The 17,022-nt window shown below is 38.4% G+C and carries 13 protein-coding genes and 1 other annotated feature; of the genes, 9 read left to right on the top strand and 4 right to left on the bottom strand.

The genetic code is table 11. The features are described 5' to 3' along the window. Window positions 1-89 precede the first annotated feature (89 nt). The 3 genes from ACFSFY_RS04565 to ACFSFY_RS04575 all read left to right on the top strand — a co-directional run bounded on the left by ACFSFY_RS04565 (window position 90) and on the right by ACFSFY_RS04575 (window position 4,356). A complete protein-coding gene (locus ACFSFY_RS04565) occupies window positions 90-2,495 on the top strand; it encodes an EAL domain-containing protein (protein WP_381535981.1) in 2,406 nt (801 codons plus the stop codon). 75 nt (window positions 2,496-2,570) lie between these two features. Continuing rightward, on the top strand, window positions 2,571-3,590 hold the full coding sequence (locus tag ACFSFY_RS04570) for a DmpA family aminopeptidase (RefSeq protein WP_381535982.1): 1,020 nt from the start codon (window positions 2,571-2,573) through the stop codon (window positions 3,588-3,590). 46 nt (window positions 3,591-3,636) lie between these two features. Then, window positions 3,637-4,356, top strand: a complete 720-nt coding sequence (locus tag ACFSFY_RS04575) for an EcsC family protein (RefSeq protein ID WP_381535983.1) — start codon at window positions 3,637-3,639, stop codon at window positions 4,354-4,356. A 59-nt stretch (window positions 4,357-4,415) separates the two neighbouring features. Here the strand turns inward: ACFSFY_RS04575 and ACFSFY_RS04580 are convergent, their stop codons facing one another. The 4 genes from ACFSFY_RS04580 to ACFSFY_RS04595 all read right to left on the bottom strand — a co-directional run bounded on the left by ACFSFY_RS04580 (window position 4,416) and on the right by ACFSFY_RS04595 (window position 7,983). Beyond that, window positions 4,416-5,036, bottom strand: coding sequence for an ATP-binding cassette domain-containing protein (locus ACFSFY_RS04580; protein WP_381535984.1), 621 nt, complete (start codon window positions 5,034-5,036; stop codon window positions 4,416-4,418). Between the two features lie 46 nt (window positions 5,037-5,082). Continuing rightward, window positions 5,083-5,727, bottom strand: a complete 645-nt coding sequence (modB, locus tag ACFSFY_RS04585) for a molybdate ABC transporter permease subunit (RefSeq protein ID WP_381535985.1) — start codon at window positions 5,725-5,727, stop codon at window positions 5,083-5,085. A 15-nt stretch (window positions 5,728-5,742) separates the two neighbouring features. After that, on the bottom strand, window positions 5,743-6,543 hold the full coding sequence (gene modA, locus ACFSFY_RS04590) for a molybdate ABC transporter substrate-binding protein (protein WP_381535986.1): 801 nt from the start codon (window positions 6,541-6,543) through the stop codon (window positions 5,743-5,745). 153 nt (window positions 6,544-6,696) lie between these two features. After that, window positions 6,697-7,983: a replication-associated recombination protein A gene (locus ACFSFY_RS04595; protein WP_381535987.1), complete on the bottom strand. Its 1,287-nt coding sequence runs from the start codon at window positions 7,981-7,983 to the stop codon at window positions 6,697-6,699. A 165-nt stretch (window positions 7,984-8,148) separates the two neighbouring features. Here ACFSFY_RS04595 and cymR point away from each other — a divergent pair, with 165 nt between their 5' ends. From cymR to alaS, 6 genes are all read left to right on the top strand, one after another. Then, complete coding sequence (gene cymR / locus ACFSFY_RS04600) at window positions 8,149-8,565, top strand: cysteine metabolism transcriptional regulator CymR (RefSeq protein ID WP_381535988.1); 417 nt, start codon at window positions 8,149-8,151, stop codon at window positions 8,563-8,565. A 12-nt stretch (window positions 8,566-8,577) separates the two neighbouring features. Further along, the gene (locus ACFSFY_RS04605) at window positions 8,578-9,717 is read left to right on the top strand and encodes a cysteine desulfurase family protein (protein WP_381535989.1); all 1,140 of its coding nucleotides are present in this window, start codon (window positions 8,578-8,580) and stop codon (window positions 9,715-9,717) included. Between the two features lie 23 nt (window positions 9,718-9,740). After that, window positions 9,741-10,859, top strand: a complete 1,119-nt coding sequence (gene mnmA / locus ACFSFY_RS04610) for a tRNA 2-thiouridine(34) synthase MnmA (protein ID WP_381535990.1) — start codon at window positions 9,741-9,743, stop codon at window positions 10,857-10,859. Window positions 10,860-10,872: 13 nt separating this feature from the next. After that, entirely contained in the window at window positions 10,873-11,532 is a 660-nt protein-coding gene (locus ACFSFY_RS04615; RefSeq protein WP_381535991.1) for a tetratricopeptide repeat protein, read from the top strand. A 13-nt stretch (window positions 11,533-11,545) separates the two neighbouring features. Further along, complete coding sequence (gene recD2, locus ACFSFY_RS04620) at window positions 11,546-13,978, top strand: SF1B family DNA helicase RecD2 (RefSeq protein ID WP_381535992.1); 2,433 nt, start codon at window positions 11,546-11,548, stop codon at window positions 13,976-13,978. 38 nt (window positions 13,979-14,016) lie between these two features. After that, window positions 14,017-14,223 (top strand) — a binding site (T-box leader). A 104-nt stretch (window positions 14,224-14,327) separates the two neighbouring features. Next, complete coding sequence (alaS, locus tag ACFSFY_RS04625; RefSeq protein ID WP_381535993.1) at window positions 14,328-16,961, top strand: alanine--tRNA ligase; 2,634 nt, start codon at window positions 14,328-14,330, stop codon at window positions 16,959-16,961. Window positions 16,962-17,022 lie beyond the last annotated feature (61 nt).

The raw sequence follows: 17,022 nt of genomic DNA on the forward strand, positions 1-17,022 counted from the left end.
TTGGGAAATAGTGATAAAGACACTTCAGTTGCGATATTAAAAGATTAACCAGTTCAAATGAGATGTCATAAGGTGGGGGAGGTAAACTCATGTTAAAAAGAGTGCAGCAATTAAATATGGGTATTACAAGCAAGGTAGTTATTTCTATGTTTATAGTAATATTGACTATTATGTTACTTGTTGCTTCTTATTCCTTCACAAAATCAAAAAAATTAATGGTCTTTCAGTTGGAGCGTGAATTTTCATCCGAAATCTCAATCGTCGAAAAGGAAGTATTTTCTTTTTTTGAACAAAAAGGTGAAATCGTCAAGCAACTTTCGATAATCCCCGTCATAAAATCGATATTGATTGATGAAGATAAAGAAAGTGTTCAAACCAATCCAGATTACGTCGTACTGCAAGAGATTCTTGCGGAGGCGGTGGAAAATAATGAAGATGTAGAATTGCTCTGGTTAGCAAATGTAAAGCACAGGAATTCTATTGCGAACAATGGGTATCTTTCAAACAGTTTATTAGACATTGAGAACAGACCCTGGTTTAAGGAATCCAAGAGTAAGGATGGTCTTTTTTATTCGGATCCATATTTGGATTTTGCTACGGACCAATTGACGATGAGCGTAATTAACCCTATTCAAATTGAGGGTGAACGTTTAGCTTATTTAGGGGTGGATGTCCATATTGATTCTTTGCCTGCAATGTTAAAGCAATTTGAGACAGATGGACGTCATTTAATCTTAGTTGCTGGAGATAATCATGTACTTTATGATGAACAGAATATGTGGGATGTGTTTGAAAATCAAAAGTTTTCTAATTCTAATGTTCTTAATTTAGAATTAGATGGAGAAAAATATTATTCCGAGATTAGCATAGTAGAAGGTATGGGTTGGAAAATTATTTTGTATGTACCAGAAAAAATCGTACTCCAACCATTTGCAGAGTATCAAAAAACATTGTTAACATTTTGGATCATAGCTTTAACTTTGTTATTAACGATGCTATCAATTGTTTTGCGCTTTCTATTAAAAGATATCTCGCGGATTACATATGGTATAGATAAAATGAAAAATGGAGATTATGGTGCTCGAGTAGGAATTGTGCGTCAAGATGAAATTGGTATAATTGCACGCGCTTTCGATCAAATGGCAAACAAAATCCAAATTCAAATGAAAGAAATGACTCATCAGGCTCATCATGACTCATTAACGAAACAACCAAATCGGAATTCCATTGAAGAGAAACTAGACGAATTAATCGTAGAAGCAAATAAAAACGGACAAATAATTACCGTGGTTTTTATGGATTTAGACAACTTTAAGGAAGTAAATGATACATATGGTCATGCTTACGGAGATGAGCTGTTAATAAAAGTTGGAAATCGAATTCGGGATTTATTACCTAAAGATAGCTTTTTCGGTCGTTTGGGTGGAGACGAATTTGTATTGTTAATACCTGGAGATATAGAGGATTTATCTTCAGTTCGCGGTATTATAAAACGTGTTCACAAATCGTTTGCTGATGTTTTCAAAATATTTGACACTGCTTTATATATTACATCATCAATGGGTGTTTCAATTTTTCCAGAAGATTCGACTACCAAAGAAGGGTTATTTACCAATTCGGATACTGCATTGTATAAGTCGAAAGAAGCAGGGCGTAATAAAGTCTTTTTCTTTGATCCAAATATGAAATTAGCTTTCGAAACGGAGATAAAGTTGAATCGCGGTTTACGAACTGCCGTTAAGAATAATGAGTTTTTTCTGGTCTATCAACCGCAGCTAGATATTAAATCAGGTAAAATGACAAGTATGGAAGCGCTTATTCGGTGGAATCATCCTGAATGGGGATTGGTTTCGCCAGATGAATTCATACCACTCGCTGAAAAGTCGGGGCAGATTTGTCCAATAGGGGATTGGGTGATCGATACAAGTTTACAAATGATAAAAGGAATCGTTCTCGAATTTCCATATATAGAACGAGTTTGCGTCAATGTAAGTGCTATTCAACTTCGGGAAAAGGATTTTGTCCAAAAATTAATAAATGCTCTAGATAAGCATACAGTTCCTCCAAAATTATTAGAAATAGAACTAACAGAATCCGTTATTATTAATAATGATGAAGGAATTATTGAAAAGCTTGCAGAATTGAAAGCTCTTGGTATTCAAATTGCTTTGGATGACTTTGGAACAGGATATTCATCCCTTAATTATTTACGATTGATGCCCATCGATCGAATTAAGGTCGATAAATCCTTTGTGGATCATTTAGACGATGATCCAATTGTGATGGCCATTTTAAGAACCATTATTGAATTAGGTCACGGTCTAAATTTTGAAATTGTAGCAGAAGGTGTTGTTGATATATCTCAATACCATCTTCTCGAGAAAATGCAAGTTGACTTAATTCAAGGGTTTTATTTTGCTCGAGCGATGGATGAAGAGTCCCTTTATTTATTTTTAAGGCAGAAAGAATCAGAAATGGCAATCAATCATCAGTAAAGATGTTCGTTATGTTATTGTTTAATAGAATAAACAGTAAAGGATTTGATTTAAATTAAACTTAAAAAGAAATTATTGACGGGGAATCTGAACTCAATTACAGACGTGCCTGGTGTGAAGGTTGGACATGTAACACTTGAAGAACATTTCGAAGATGGAGAATCGGTTTGTACAGGGGTTACAGCGATATTCCCGCATACTGGTAATGTTTTTGAACAAAAAGTTCCGGCAGCACATTTTGTATTAAATGGTTTTGGTAAAACTGTTGGACTTATTCAAGTAGACGAGCTTGGAGTGATTGAATCTCCGATAATGCTCACAAATACGTTTAGTGTTGGCGCGGTTTTAGAAGGAACACTTACGTATATGTTGGAAGAAAACGAGAAGATTGCGGATACAACAAGTTCATTAAATATAGTTGTTGGTGAGTGCAATGACAGCCATTTAAATTCAATGAGATTGATGAAAGTAAGACCGGAACATGCAATCCAAGCACTTAAAAAAGCGGATGTTGGACCAATGGAGCAAGGTGCTGTTGGCGCAGGTAAAGGAATGATTTGCTACGGGATGAAAGGTGGTATTGGTTCTTCTTCACGTATTGTTCAAACAGAAGGTCATTCCTATACGGTAGGGGTATTAACTTTAACCAACTTTGGAAAAGTAGAAGAATGTAACATAAATGAATGGCTTGTGGAACAGGGTGCTGAAAAAATGGCTTCAAATCCAGATTCAGAAGCAAATGAGATAAAACCGGATGGATCTGTGATCATCGTTGTTGCAACAGACGCACCGGTCAATGACCGACAACTCAAGCGTTTAGCTAAAAGAGCAGCGATTGGTTTAGGGAGAACGGGGACACATATACATAATGGAAGTGGTGATCTCATCATTGCTTTTTCAAATGCGTATACAGTGTCGCATGAGAGCGACCAAATAACTGAAACGTACGAACTTCTCAGAGATGATTGTGCGGTTATGAGTGACCTTTTCCAAGCGGTTATTGAGGCAACTGAAGAAGCAGTCTACCAATCTTTACTCCATGCAAAAACGACAATGGGTAGAAAAAAACGAGTAGTTGAAAATTGGCCCTTATAAGATACTGCACTGAGAATCTGAAAAACATGTGAAGGGGGATGTGGATTTGGTTGAATATAGTTCAAAAGTAGATGATCAATTATACGTTTGGAAAAGAAAGCTCTTAAAACGAGGCAGTCTAGCCAAGCGTCTCACAAAAAAGGGGCAAGTGAAAATCAATTCATTGATACCCGAGAAGGTTCATCTTGTTATTTCAGATAGCATTAAAGCGATGGTGAAAACTACGTTACTAGGGTCAAATATAACGACGAATCGACAACAAGCTGTTGGGAGAAATTTATATGAACGTGATGAGTTATTAAAGAAAAAGTTATCAACGTATCGGAAAACCGCCGTGGTAGAAGGTGCGGGTACGGGTGCTGGGGGAATTTTTATGGGGATGGCAGATTTCCCATTATTATTATCCATTAAAATGAAATTCCTGTTTGAAGCTGCAACCATATATGGTTTTGATACAAATGAATACGAGGAACGTTTATTTATACTTCACGTGTTTCAACTAGCCTTTTCAAGCGATGAAAAGCGAAAAGAAACCTTTCGGGTTATAGAAGATTGGGAAAAACAAAAACTAGTTTTGAAGGATATGGATTGGAAAGTATTTCAGCAAGAATATCGAGACTATATTGACCTGGTTAAAATGTTTCAATTAATCCCAGGATTTGGAGCTGTAGTAGGTGCATATGCAAACTATAATCTACTCGATCATCTTGGCGAAACAGCAATGAACTGTTACCGATTGCGAATTGTAGCTAACGGAGAAAATTGATAAGTATATAAAAAAGACTTCATTTTGATTGGTGCAAATCAAAGTGAAGTCTTTTGTATTCAGTTGTGTATGATGCCTTCATTTATATACAAAATTCGATCGCTTAATTTTTCTGCCTCTGCATGATTATGTGTAACAAGAATGATAGGTATTTTCCAAAGTTTATGGAGACGTAACAACTCATCGTGACTAGTGTCACGTGTCGCATCATCTAGTGCTGAAAAGGGTTCATCTAGAAGGAGTAAATCAGGTTCAGTTGCTAATGCACGTGCAATTGCAACGCGTTGTTTTTCTCCACCTGATATTTCATTTGGAAATTGCTCTGTTAAATGTTCTATTTTTAATTCTGTCAATAATTTTTTAGCGAATTGTTCATTTTTCATACCATACATGATGTTTTTCCATACGGTCATGTGAGGGAAGAGTGCATAATCTTGAAATAAGTATGCGATTCTCCTTTGTTGAATCGGTACATTCTTTTTTCTTTTATTAAATAGAATATGATTATTTAGTTGAATACTACCGCTAGTAGCTTTGGTAATTCCTGCAATACAATTGAGAATTGTTGTTTTACCCGAACCAGAGGGACCAAAGAGAGCAACGATTTCATCTTGTTCAACGATGAAGTCTGCTGTCAACTCAAAATGGGGTAATGATTTTTTAATATCTACTTTTAACATTATTTGCCCTCCGCTCTGTATAACGCATCATATGTCTTTTACTCCACTAATTTAACCAAAGAATTGCTGTGAATCCAAGTGAAACAATGATTAATACCCAAAACTTCGCCATTTCCATATTGCCGGATTCGACAGCGAAATAAATGGCGAGCGGGATTGTATCTGTAACGTTAGGGATATATCCGGCTAACATCAATGTGGCACCGAATTCCCCGAGTGCGCGAGCAAAAGATAAGACTAAACCTGCCAGCAAACCTGGCCAAGCAAGAGGAAATGATATTGTTCTAAAAACTTTCCATTTTGAGGCGCCCATTGTATATGCTGCATTTTCAATATTTTCGTCAAACTGCTTAAATGCTGCGGACGCACTTTGATACATGAGTGGAAAAGAAACAACAACGGCAGCAATTATGACGGCATACCATGAAAATACCACTTGGAATTCAAAGAGATCTAACAAGAGTCGACCCAAAAAACCATTTTTACCAAATAAGTACAATAGCCCGAATCCAACTACTGTAGGCGGCAACACCAATGGCAATAATATAATAGCTTCAATTACGCTTTTTCCGAAAAAAGAATTGCGTGCAAGTAAACGTGCTAAAAACATACCGAGAATAAAGACGATCACAGTTGCAATAGTGGCAGTTTTTAAAGAAAGCCATAGCGGAGAATAATTTACATCAAGCATCTAAATCACCTTATTTCACTTTTTAAAACCATATTTCGCCAAGACTTTTTGTGCTTCTTCTGAAGCTATATACGTCACAAACTCTGTGGATTCTTTCTCGTGTTTAGTATCCGTAAGAACTGCTGCTGGATAAATGATGGGTTCATGTAACCCATCTTCTACAGTAGTTAAAATTTTAATGTTTTCTGAAGATAGAGCATCACTTTCGTATACAAAACCTATATCAACGTTACCTGTTTCAACATAAGTCAGTACTTGGCGAACATTTTTTCCTAGAATGAGTTTATTCTCTAAGTCATTCCACATCTTTAGATTCTTAAGAACCTGCTCGGAGTATTTTCCAACGGGCACACTTTCTGGGTTACCAATTGAAATCTGTTTTATGTCATCAGCAGAAATATCATTTACCAATCGATAATTAAGATTTGATGAACTTCCTGCAATCAAAACCAGCTTATTCCCAGTAATGTCTTCACGTGTCGATTTCAGAATAAGGTCTTGTTCATCGAGTGTATCCATCCAGTCTTGGTTAGCTGATATAAAGACATCAACCGGTGCGCCTTGCTGAATTTGTTGTGCTAGACTTCCGGAACCACCTAAGTTAAATATTAGTTCAACATCAGTGTTTTTTTCGTAATTCGTTTTAATTTCTTCGAGTGCATCTGTTAAGCTCACCGCAGCTGAAACTGTTAAACGAACTGTTTCAGCTGTATCTTTTTCGGCTTTGGGATTCTCTTCGGTAGCGCTTGTTTGTACGCAACCAGAAAGAACTAGAAGGAAAACGATAGAGAATAAAAGCAACTTAAGTATGTTCATTAAATTACCATCCTTTTATGAATACAAGGTGTTCGTTAAATTTTATCCCTTTCTCATGTTTTCTGTAGATGGGGATTTTCTTTTAATAACTTCAGCTCTTGCTGTTTCCACTGGCGTCGGGTCGGAACGGAAATCAGTGGGTACTGGGATTGTTTATTTCTTTTTACGAAATTCTTTTAGTTTTTCATAAATCGCTGCCATCTTTTTTTCTTGTCCTGAAATTACAGGTTTATAAAATTCAGTACCTTCGACTTTGTCGGGGAGGTATTGCTGGTTTACCCAGCCGCCAAACTCTCCTAGAGGTGTATGGTGTGGATATTTGTATCCTACATGGCCGAGAGCTGCTGCGCCACTGTAATGGGCATCCCTGAGGTGCATTGGAATATCGCCTGTTTTACCATCATTAATGGCTTGAACAGCAGCGTCGAATGCTTTGTAAGCGGAATTCGACTTAGGTGCCAAACACATTTCGATTACCGCATTCGCAAGAGGTATACGTGCTTCAGGCATTCCGAGGCGAACGGCTGCTTCTGTTGCTGCCAGTACATGTGGACCCACTTCTGGAGATGCTAAGCCAACGTCTTCATAGGCCATGACGAGTAAGCGACGTGAAACAGCAACTAAATCGCCTGTTTCAAGAAGATGAGCGAGGTAATACATGGAGGCATTCACATCGCTTCCGCGAACGGATTTTTGTAATGCGGATAATAAATTATAAAAATGAGAGCCTTTATTATCACCGAAAAGACCAATGCGCCCTAATAAGTTTTCTAATAACGAGTCCTCGACAATCGTTATACCATCTATTTCATCGCTTGCGACTACGATGGATTCAAGAACGTTTAAAGCTTTTCTCGCATCTCCGTTCACGCCTTCAGCAATAGTTAGTAGTTGTTTTTCTGTAATTTCAATTGCTGTCTTTCCGAGTCCGCGAGATTTGTCTTCCAATGCTCTATTTAAAACGCTCAATAAGTCTTCGGGTTCTAATCGGGTAAGTTGACGGATTTCGCCACATCTAGAGCGGATTGCCGGGTTTACATCATGATATGGATTTTCAGTTGTTGCTCCTATCAATACGATGGCTCCACTTTCAACATGTGGTAGTAGTGTGTCTTGTTGTAATTTATTAAAACGATGAATTTCATCTAAAAACAATAAAACTTTCCCTGTTATTCTTGACTCTGCGACAACATCTTCCACATCTTTTTTACCAGAGACCGTTGCGTTCAGTGTAATGAAGGGAAGATCACTAGAGCCTGCAATGGCATGGGCAAGCGAAGTCTTTCCGATACCAGGTTCACCGTATAACAACATGGACGGTACATGTCCATTCTTTATTAAACGGTAGAGTGCTGTTTCTTTACCAATGATTGCTTCCTGTCCGGCTACTTCTTCAATTTTAGTTGGTCGCATACGGTATGCCAATGGTTCGTTTCTCAAATCATTCACTCCTCCGTATATGATTCCTTCATTATACACATGAATTTAGTCTAAAGCATTTGGCGAGTTCGTTAGGTTATGTTCACCGATACACTGTGTACTGTTTTTCTTAGTACCTGTGCTATAATATTTTGAAGCAATCGCATAAAGGACGGGATTATTTATATGAAGATATCTACTAAAGGACGCTATGGACTAACGATTGTAGTAGTACTTGGAACGAAGTACGGAGAAGGTCCAATACCACTTCGACAAATTGCTGAAGAACAATCGTTATCTGAAGCTTATTTGGAGCAATTGATACCAGTTCTGCGAAACAACGGAATTGTTAAAAGTGTTCGTGGTGCATACGGGGGATACATGCTTGCAAGGCCTCCCTCTGAAATTACATCAGGTGAAGTGATTCGTATTCTTGAAGGGCCAATTCAACCTGTTGATGGACTTGACGACGTGGATGTACCCCAAAGAGAACTTTGGAAGCGTATGGCAGAGGCAATTCGTGAAGTACTGGATACAACTACTATAGAAGATTTAATGAAAACCAATGATTCAGCGAGTGACGGCTATATGTTTTATATATAAAGGAGTATTCTAATGACAATATATTTAGATCATGCTGCGACAACCCCGGTTCATCCCGAAGTTTCAGCACGTTATGTTGAACTGCTTGGGACTCTTTTTGGCAATCCATCGAGTATTCACAGTTATGGTAGGGAAGCTCGGAAATGGCTTGACGATTCGAGAAAAACAATGGCTTTATCCATCAATGCAGACCCCAATGAAATCATTTTCACATCCGGAGGAACGGAAGCCGACAATGCTGCAATTTTCGGGACTGCTTATGCTATGAAAAATAAAGGGAATCATATTATTACAACAAATATTGAACATCCGGCAGTTTTAAACGCTTGTAAACAGCTGGAATTGGAAGGCTTCGAAGTCACATATTTAGAAGTAGATGACAATGGGCTAATAACTTCAGAGCAAGTAAGAACTGCGTTACGGGATACTACTATTCTCGTTTCAATAATGTATGGCAACAATGAAGTTGGGACAATCCAGCCAATCCAGTTAATCGGGGATGTTTTAAAGGATCACAACGCAGTTTTTCATACGGATGCAGTTCAAGCATATGGTCATGTACCACTTGATGTGCGGAATTTAGGCGTCGATTTACTATCGGTTTCAGCGCATAAATTGAACGGGCCTAAAGGGGTCGGGTTTTTATATCAACGAAAAGGGATTGACACAAAGGTCCTGCAAGTCGGAGGGCAACAAGAACGCAAACGGCGTGCAGGAACAGAAAATGTTCCCGCAATAGTGGCGTTTTCCGATGCAGTTAAGCTTATGCAGGTTTCAATTGAAGACAATCGTATGAAATATAAAGACTTTGGCGATATACTGAAGAACGTATGGGATCTGAAAGGCATTAATTATGAAGTTAATGCGTCTGATGTGGAAAAACTTCCACATGTCTTGAATATAAGTTTTCCTGGGACAGATATTGAATCACTTCTAGTGAATTTAGACATGGCAGGAATTTGTGTTTCAAGTGGTTCTGCGTGTTCTGCAGGTTCTCTTGATCCATCTCATGTTTTGTTAGCCATGTACGGCAGTAATGCGCCACAACTTAGAAACTCTGTTCGATTCAGTTTCGGACTTGGTTTGAATCCACAATTAATTGAAGAAGCGGGCATAAAAACTGCAGAAATAATCAATAGACTTGTGAAATGACAACTATAAAGGATGAATAAATAATGACAATTAAAACACCAGCAGAAACACGAGTAGTCGTAGGTATGTCCGGAGGGGTCGATTCTTCGGTAGCGGCACTTTTATTAAAAGAACAAGGCTATGATGTAATCGGAATCTTTATGAAAAACTGGGACGATACAGACGAGTTTGGCGTTTGTACAGCGACAGAAGATTATGAAGACGTTATTAATGTTTGTAATGATATTGGAATTCCGTATTATGCTGTTAATTTCGAAAAACAGTATTGGGACAAGGTTTTCACGTATTTTCTGGAAGAATATAAAGCGGGACGCACTCCGAATCCAGATGTTATGTGCAATAAAGAAATTAAATTCAAGGCATTTATGGAACACGCAATGAGTCTTGGTGCGGATTATCTTGCAACAGGACATTATGCACAAGTTGTTCAGGTAGATGACGGCGTAGCAATGCTTAGAGGGAAAGATGAGAATAAAGATCAAACGTATTTCCTTAACCAACTAACACAAGAAATGCTGCAAAAAGTCATGTTTCCAATTGGTCATTTGGATAAAAGCATTGTGCGTGAAAAAGCTCTTGAAGCTGGTTTGTCTACAGCAACTAAAAAAGATTCAACTGGAATCTGCTTTATAGGAGAGCGTAATTTCAAAGACTTTCTAGGTCAATACCTTCCAGCACAACCAGGTGCAATGGAAACTATGACTGGCGAAAAGATTGGAAAACATGATGGACTGATGTATTACACAATTGGACAACGTCATGGTCTTGGAATAGGTGGAGCAGGTGAACCTTGGTTTGTTGTTGGGAAAAACCTTGAAAAGAATGTGCTGCTTGTTGAGCAAAGCTTTACAAATGACGCACTTTATTCGGACAGTTTAACAGCGATTGATATCAATTTTGCAACAGCACGTAAATTACCGAAAACCTTTACATGTACTGCGAAATTCCGCTATCGCCAACCAGACACTGAAGTTGTTGTTGAGTTAACAAGTGATGATACAGCAATTGTACGATTCGTAGAACCGGTTCGTGCCATAACTCCAGGACAAGCTGTAGTCTTTTATGACGGAGACGAATGTTTGGGTGGGGGAACAATAGATACGGTAATAAAAAATGGTAAACAACTAGATTACGTCGGATAAGGGGAATTATAGTATGGAATACAATGAAATTGGAATAAAAGCGTTACAGGATGGCTCCTACGAAAAAGCAGTAGAAGCCTTTATGCAAGCAATTGAAAATGCACCAGAAGATGCTGTTGGTTATATTAACCTTGGAAATGTGTTTGCGTCCCTAGGAGATGCTGAAAAAGGGGAACCTTTTTTTCAGAAAGCAATTGTATTAGACCCAGAAGCGGGCACTGCGTATTATGGTCTTGCGAGTCTGTACTACAATAAAGAGCTTTATGAAGAAGCGTCACGATTATATGAGCTTGCAGTTCGTAAAGGTGTAGACGAATCCGATGCGTATTTTATGCTCGCGAAAAGTCTTGAACGTATGGATAAAGCAAAATTAGCACTCCCGTATATGCAACGTGCAGCTGAACTTGCCCCTGAAGATTTAGAAGTAAGATTATCTTATGGAATTATTCTTGCAAATTTGGAGCTCTTCCAAGAAGCTGAAAAGGAATTTCTTTTTATTCTTGATAAAGAAGAAAGCAATGCAGATGCTCATTATAATATTGGATTTCTTTACGCGGTATCTTCCGATCGAAAAGAGGATGCTTTGGCCCATTTAAAACAAGCATTTACTATAGAAGATGATTATGAACAAGCTCGCTATATTTACGACATGATTCAACAAAGTGAAAACTAAGGAGATGTTGGCTATGGAAGAAACAGAAGAAATATTTCTGGTCGGACGACCGGTTGTGACAATCTTCCATAATCCGGATAATCTTTTTACAATCATTAAATTAAAGGTTCAGGAAACGAATAGCGGTAATGAAGATAAAGAAATCATTGTAAAAGGAAATTTTCCGCGACTGACACCTGACGATGATTACAAGTTCACAGGAAGACTTGTCAAACATCCAACCTATGGTGTTCAGTTTGACGTACATACTTTTGCTAAAGAAATGCCTGCTACTGAAACAGGTCTCATTCATTATTTGTCAGGGGATTTATTTCCAGGGATTGGGATGAAGACAGCTGATACAATTGTTAAAACGCTTGGCAAAGATGCAATCAAGCTGATTTTAGACGATTCCACAGTTCTAGATAAAGTACCTAAGCTTTCTAAGGAAAGGAAAGAAACTCTCGTTTCAGTCCTCGAACAAAATATGGGGCTTGAGCGGACGATTATCCAACTTAATGAATGGGGATTTGGCCCGCAAATTGCCATGCGAATCTACCAAACATATCGAGAAGATTCTCTTTCCCTACTAACAGAAAACCCTTATCGTTTAACTGATGAAATTGAGGGAGTAGGGTTTCAGCGAGCCGATGATCTTGGAAAGAATTTAGGGATTATTGGAGATCATCCCTCGCGAATTAAGGCAGCAATACTGTATTCCATGAATCAGGCCGTTCAATCGGAAGGACATGTTTATTTAGATGGTGAGGAAGTATTGCCACTAGTAAAACGTCTTCTGGAAATGAGTCAATCTTTCGAAATTCAATTTAATTCGATATCCGACGCAATTATCCAACTTGTTGAAGAAGGGAAAATAGCTGTGGAAGGACGTAGAATCTATCTACCGTCTCTTTATTTCTCGGAGATTGGAATTGCTTCGAAAATTAGCCGCTTATTGGAAAATGAAACAAAAGAACAATTTCCCGTGTCCGAAATTAGAACAGCGATTGGAGAAGTAGAAGAGCGGATTGGCGTCAACTATGCTGAAACGCAAGTTGCTGCAATTGAAACTGCACTTCATTCACCAACAATGATTCTTACGGGTGGACCGGGAACAGGTAAAACAACTGTCATCCAAGGTTTTGTTGAAGTGTATGCACAGTTGCACGGGTTATCACTTGACCCGCTAGAATATTCTAAAAAGAACGAAGTCTTTCCCATTATATTAGCAGCACCAACGGGTCGAGCTGCAAAACGAATGTCGGAGTCTACTGGATTGCCCGCAATGACTATTCATCGTCTTCTTGGTTTTACAGGTCGAGAAAAAGATGAGGAAACAGAGCGTGAAATCGAAGGGAAACTTGTAATCATTGACGAAATGTCGATGGTCGACACTTGGCTTGGACACCAATTATTAAAAGCACTTCCAAATGATGTGCAAATATTGTTTGTTGGAGACCAAGACCAGTTGCCATCCGTAGGTCCTGGACAAGTATTGAAAGATATGCTTACTTCTGGCAAGGTTCCAGTCATTGAACTTACAGAGATTTATCGTCAGAGTGCGGGTTCAACAATAATTGAAATGGCACATATGATAAAAAGATCTGAATGGAAAGACGATATAACAAATAAAACATCCGATCGATCTTTTATAAAAGCGGATAGTGAAAGTATTCTTGAAGTCGTTCAACAAATCGTGACAAATGCGATTTCTAAAGGACATACAATTAAAGAAATTCAAGTTTTAGCACCTATGTATAGAGGTCCGGCAGGAATAGATGCGCTGAATACGATGATTCAAAAAATGGTGAACCCACCGGGGCCTAAACGAAAAGAAGTTATTTTTGGTGAAGCCGTTTACCGTATTGGAGACAAAGTCTTGCAACTCGTGAACCAACCTGAAAGTAATGTGTTTAACGGGGATATGGGTGAAGTCGTCGCAATTCTTAAAGCAAAAGAAACGATTGATAAAAAAGAATTGCTTGTTGTCTCTTATGACGGAATTGAAGTGAATTATGAACGAAGTGATTTAAAGCAAATTACATTAGCGTATTGTTGTTCAATTCATAAGGCGCAAGGCAGTGAATTCCCAATCGTAATTATGCCCATTGTTCGAAGTCATCGAAAAATGCTGAAGAGAAATTTAATATATACGGGGATTACTAGAGCTAAAAACTTCCTCATTTTATGTGGGGAACCTTCCGAATTTAGAGCGGGCATTGCCCGAGCGGATGAGCTTGAAAGACAAACAACATTGAAAGAGCGTTTAACAGAAGAAACTATAGATCTTATAGAAACTACGAGTAAAAAGGAACCGGAGCATGAAGGTTCAAGTAGTTCGATTCAAGAAGAAGTTAAGGATGATCATTCAGTTTATAAATTGACAACAGAAACATTTGTCTCAATCAATCCAATGATTGGTATGGATGGCATCACTCCTTACACTTTTTTCGAAGCTGCTGATTGACATGAGCTCGGAACTTTTCTATACTTCATTTAAATAGATGTAATGCTTTGACGGAGAAAGTACACACCCAGTTACGTAAAGAAAGAAGCCCCTAGGCTGAGAGGGCTTTCGTTAATAAAGTGTCGAAAGCTACTCCTGAGTGCAGTTCAACACTGCCGTTCGCCGCGTTAAGGCAACCAGAGATACCGAAGTAATTATTCGGTAATTAGGGTGGTACCGCGAGATTTTGAATCTTCGCCCCTTGTATTTAGGGGCGGGGATTTTTTAGATTCAACAATTTCTGCGCTCGAGTTAGGTTTCTTCAGCTGATTTATTATTATGTTTTTAAACTATTTAGGGGGTTTTATGAATGCAAAAAAGAACGTCATCTGAAATCAGGCGATTATTTCTAGATTATTTTAAAGAACATGGGCACAGTGTAGAGGCTTCCGCTCCACTAGTTCCTATTGACGATGCATCTCTTCTTTGGATTAATAGTGGAGTAGCAACATTAAAGAAATATTTTGATGGAAGAATAATTCCGGATAATCCGCGTATCGTGAATGCCCAAAAATCAATTCGAACAAATGATATTGAAAATGTTGGGAAAACGGCACGACATCATACTTTTTTTGAAATGCTTGGTAATTTTTCAATTGGAGATTATTTCAAAGAAGAAGCCATTGTACGTGCGTGGGAGTTTTTAACGGATGTGAAATGGATTGGATTCGATCCGGAGCTTCTTTCGGTTACAGTTCATCCTGAAGATGAGGAAGCGTATGGAATTTGGAGGGATAAGATTCAAATTCCGGAAAGTCGAATTATACGATTAGAAGGAAACTTCTGGGATATAGGAGAGGGACCAAGTGGGCCCAACTCTGAAATCTTCTTTGATAGAGGACCAACTTATGGGGATGACTTTTCCGATCCTGAACTTTATCCGGGTGGAGAAAATGAACGGTACCTTGAGATTTGGAACCTTGTATTCTCTGAATTTAACCATAATCCAGACCATACCTATACACCCCTCCCGAAAAAGAACATCGATACTGGATTAGGACTTGAACGATTGGTTTCTGTTATTCAAGAAGTGCCAACGAACTATGATACAGACTTATTTATGCCAATCATTCAAGCAGTTGAAGGTATCTCTGGTGAAAAGTATGGAACGGATATTGAAAAGGATATGGCCTTCAAAGTCATTGCGGATCATATTCGGACAGTTTCGTTTGCTATTGGAGATGGTGCGCTTCCATCGAATGAAGGTCGTGGGTATGTACTAAGAAGATTGTTGCGAAGAGCCATCCGTTTTGCTATGAAACTGGGTATTAACCGACCTTTCATGTATGAACTTGTTCCTGTAACAGGAGATATCATGCATGATTTTTACCCTGAAGTACGTGAAAAACAAGAATTTATAATGAAAGTTATTAATAATGAAGAAGTCCGATTTCATGAAACGCTTAGTGATGGGATGAGTTTATTAACTAAGGTCATTGAAAATGCTCAATCATCAGGCTCAACTATTGTTCCCGGTGTCGATGCATTCCGGCTTTATGATACGTATGGTTTCCCGATTGAACTAACTGAAGAATTTGCTGAAGAAGTGGGTTTTACTGTCGATCAAGAAGGTTTTAATAAAGAGATGGAAAGTCAAAGAGTACGTGCACGTTCAGCGCGTCAAGATGTCGATTCAATGCATGTGCAATCGGGAGTTTTAGGAGACATTCATCATCCTAGTGAATTTCTTGGTTATTCCCAACTTGAATGCGAGTCGACTGTAGTTGCATTGTTACAAAGTGGCGAAGAAATAAAAGCTGCATCAGAGGGCGATGAAGTACAATTCATACTCGATCGAACTCCTTTCTACGCTGAAAGTGGAGGTCAAGTAGCGGATATTGGCACAATTTCAAATGATTCATTTATTGCGGATGTTAAAAATGTTAAAAAAGCACCTAATGGACAAAATTTACATGTAGGAGTCATTCGTTCCGGAGAATTGGTTGAAGGTTCTAAAGTTCATGCTGCGGTAAATAAAGACGCTCGAAAACGAATTGTTCAAAATCATACCGCAACACATCTTCTTCATAAGGCACTTAAAGAAGTGTTAGGAGATCATGTTAACCAAGCGGGATCATATGTTGGACCAGATCGTTTAAGATTCGATTTCTCTCATTTTGGGTCGGTGACAAAAGAAGAACTAGAACAAATCGAACAAATTGTAAACACTCAGATATGGTCTGATTTTGCCGTGGAAATTGTCGAAAGACCAATTGAAGAAGCAAAAAAACTTGGTGCTATGGCTTTGTTTGGTGAAAAATATGGCGATGTTGTGCGAGTCGTGTCGATTGGTTCTTATTCAATCGAACTTTGTGGAGGTTGTCATATTGAATCCACGTCGAAAATCGGTATGTTCAAACTACTATCGGAGAGTGGAATAGGTGCGGGAACTCGACGAATTGAAGCTTTAACAGGTGAAGCTGCATTTTATGCATTCAAAGAGGAAGAAAAAGTTATGGATGACGCTGCTGCACTGCTGAAGTCTAACTCTAAAGATTTAGTAACTAAAATTACGTCTTTACTTTCGGAAATGAAAGAACTTCAACGAGAAAATGAATCACTTGCAGCAAAATTAGGTAATAGCCAAGTTGATGATATATTAGCCTCTGCAGAACAAATTGATGATATACTTGTAATTTCCTCACGAGTTGATGTGAAAGACAATAACGGTCTTCGTCAAATGATGGACGAATTGAAGAATAAACTGACATCAGGTGTAATTGTTCTTGGAGCTGCAGTGAATGGTAAAGTTATGCTCGTGTCAGGTGTTACTGAAGATTTAAAGACTGGGAACTATCATGCCGGTAAGATCGTCAATCATGTAGCGCAGCAATGCGATGGTAAAGGTGGAGGCCGTCCGGATATGGCGATGGCTGGGGCAAAAGATGTATCGAAACTTGATGAAGCGCTCCAATCCGTGTATGATTATGTGAAATCTGTTTAAAAGATTTTGTTAATCGGGTATAATGGAATTGTTATACAATAGTTTAACCGAATAGGGAAAT

This window comes from Sporosarcina siberiensis, from assembly GCF_042681925.1.
Taxonomy (GTDB): Bacteria; Bacillota; Bacilli; order Bacillales_A; family Planococcaceae; genus Sporosarcina; species Sporosarcina siberiensis.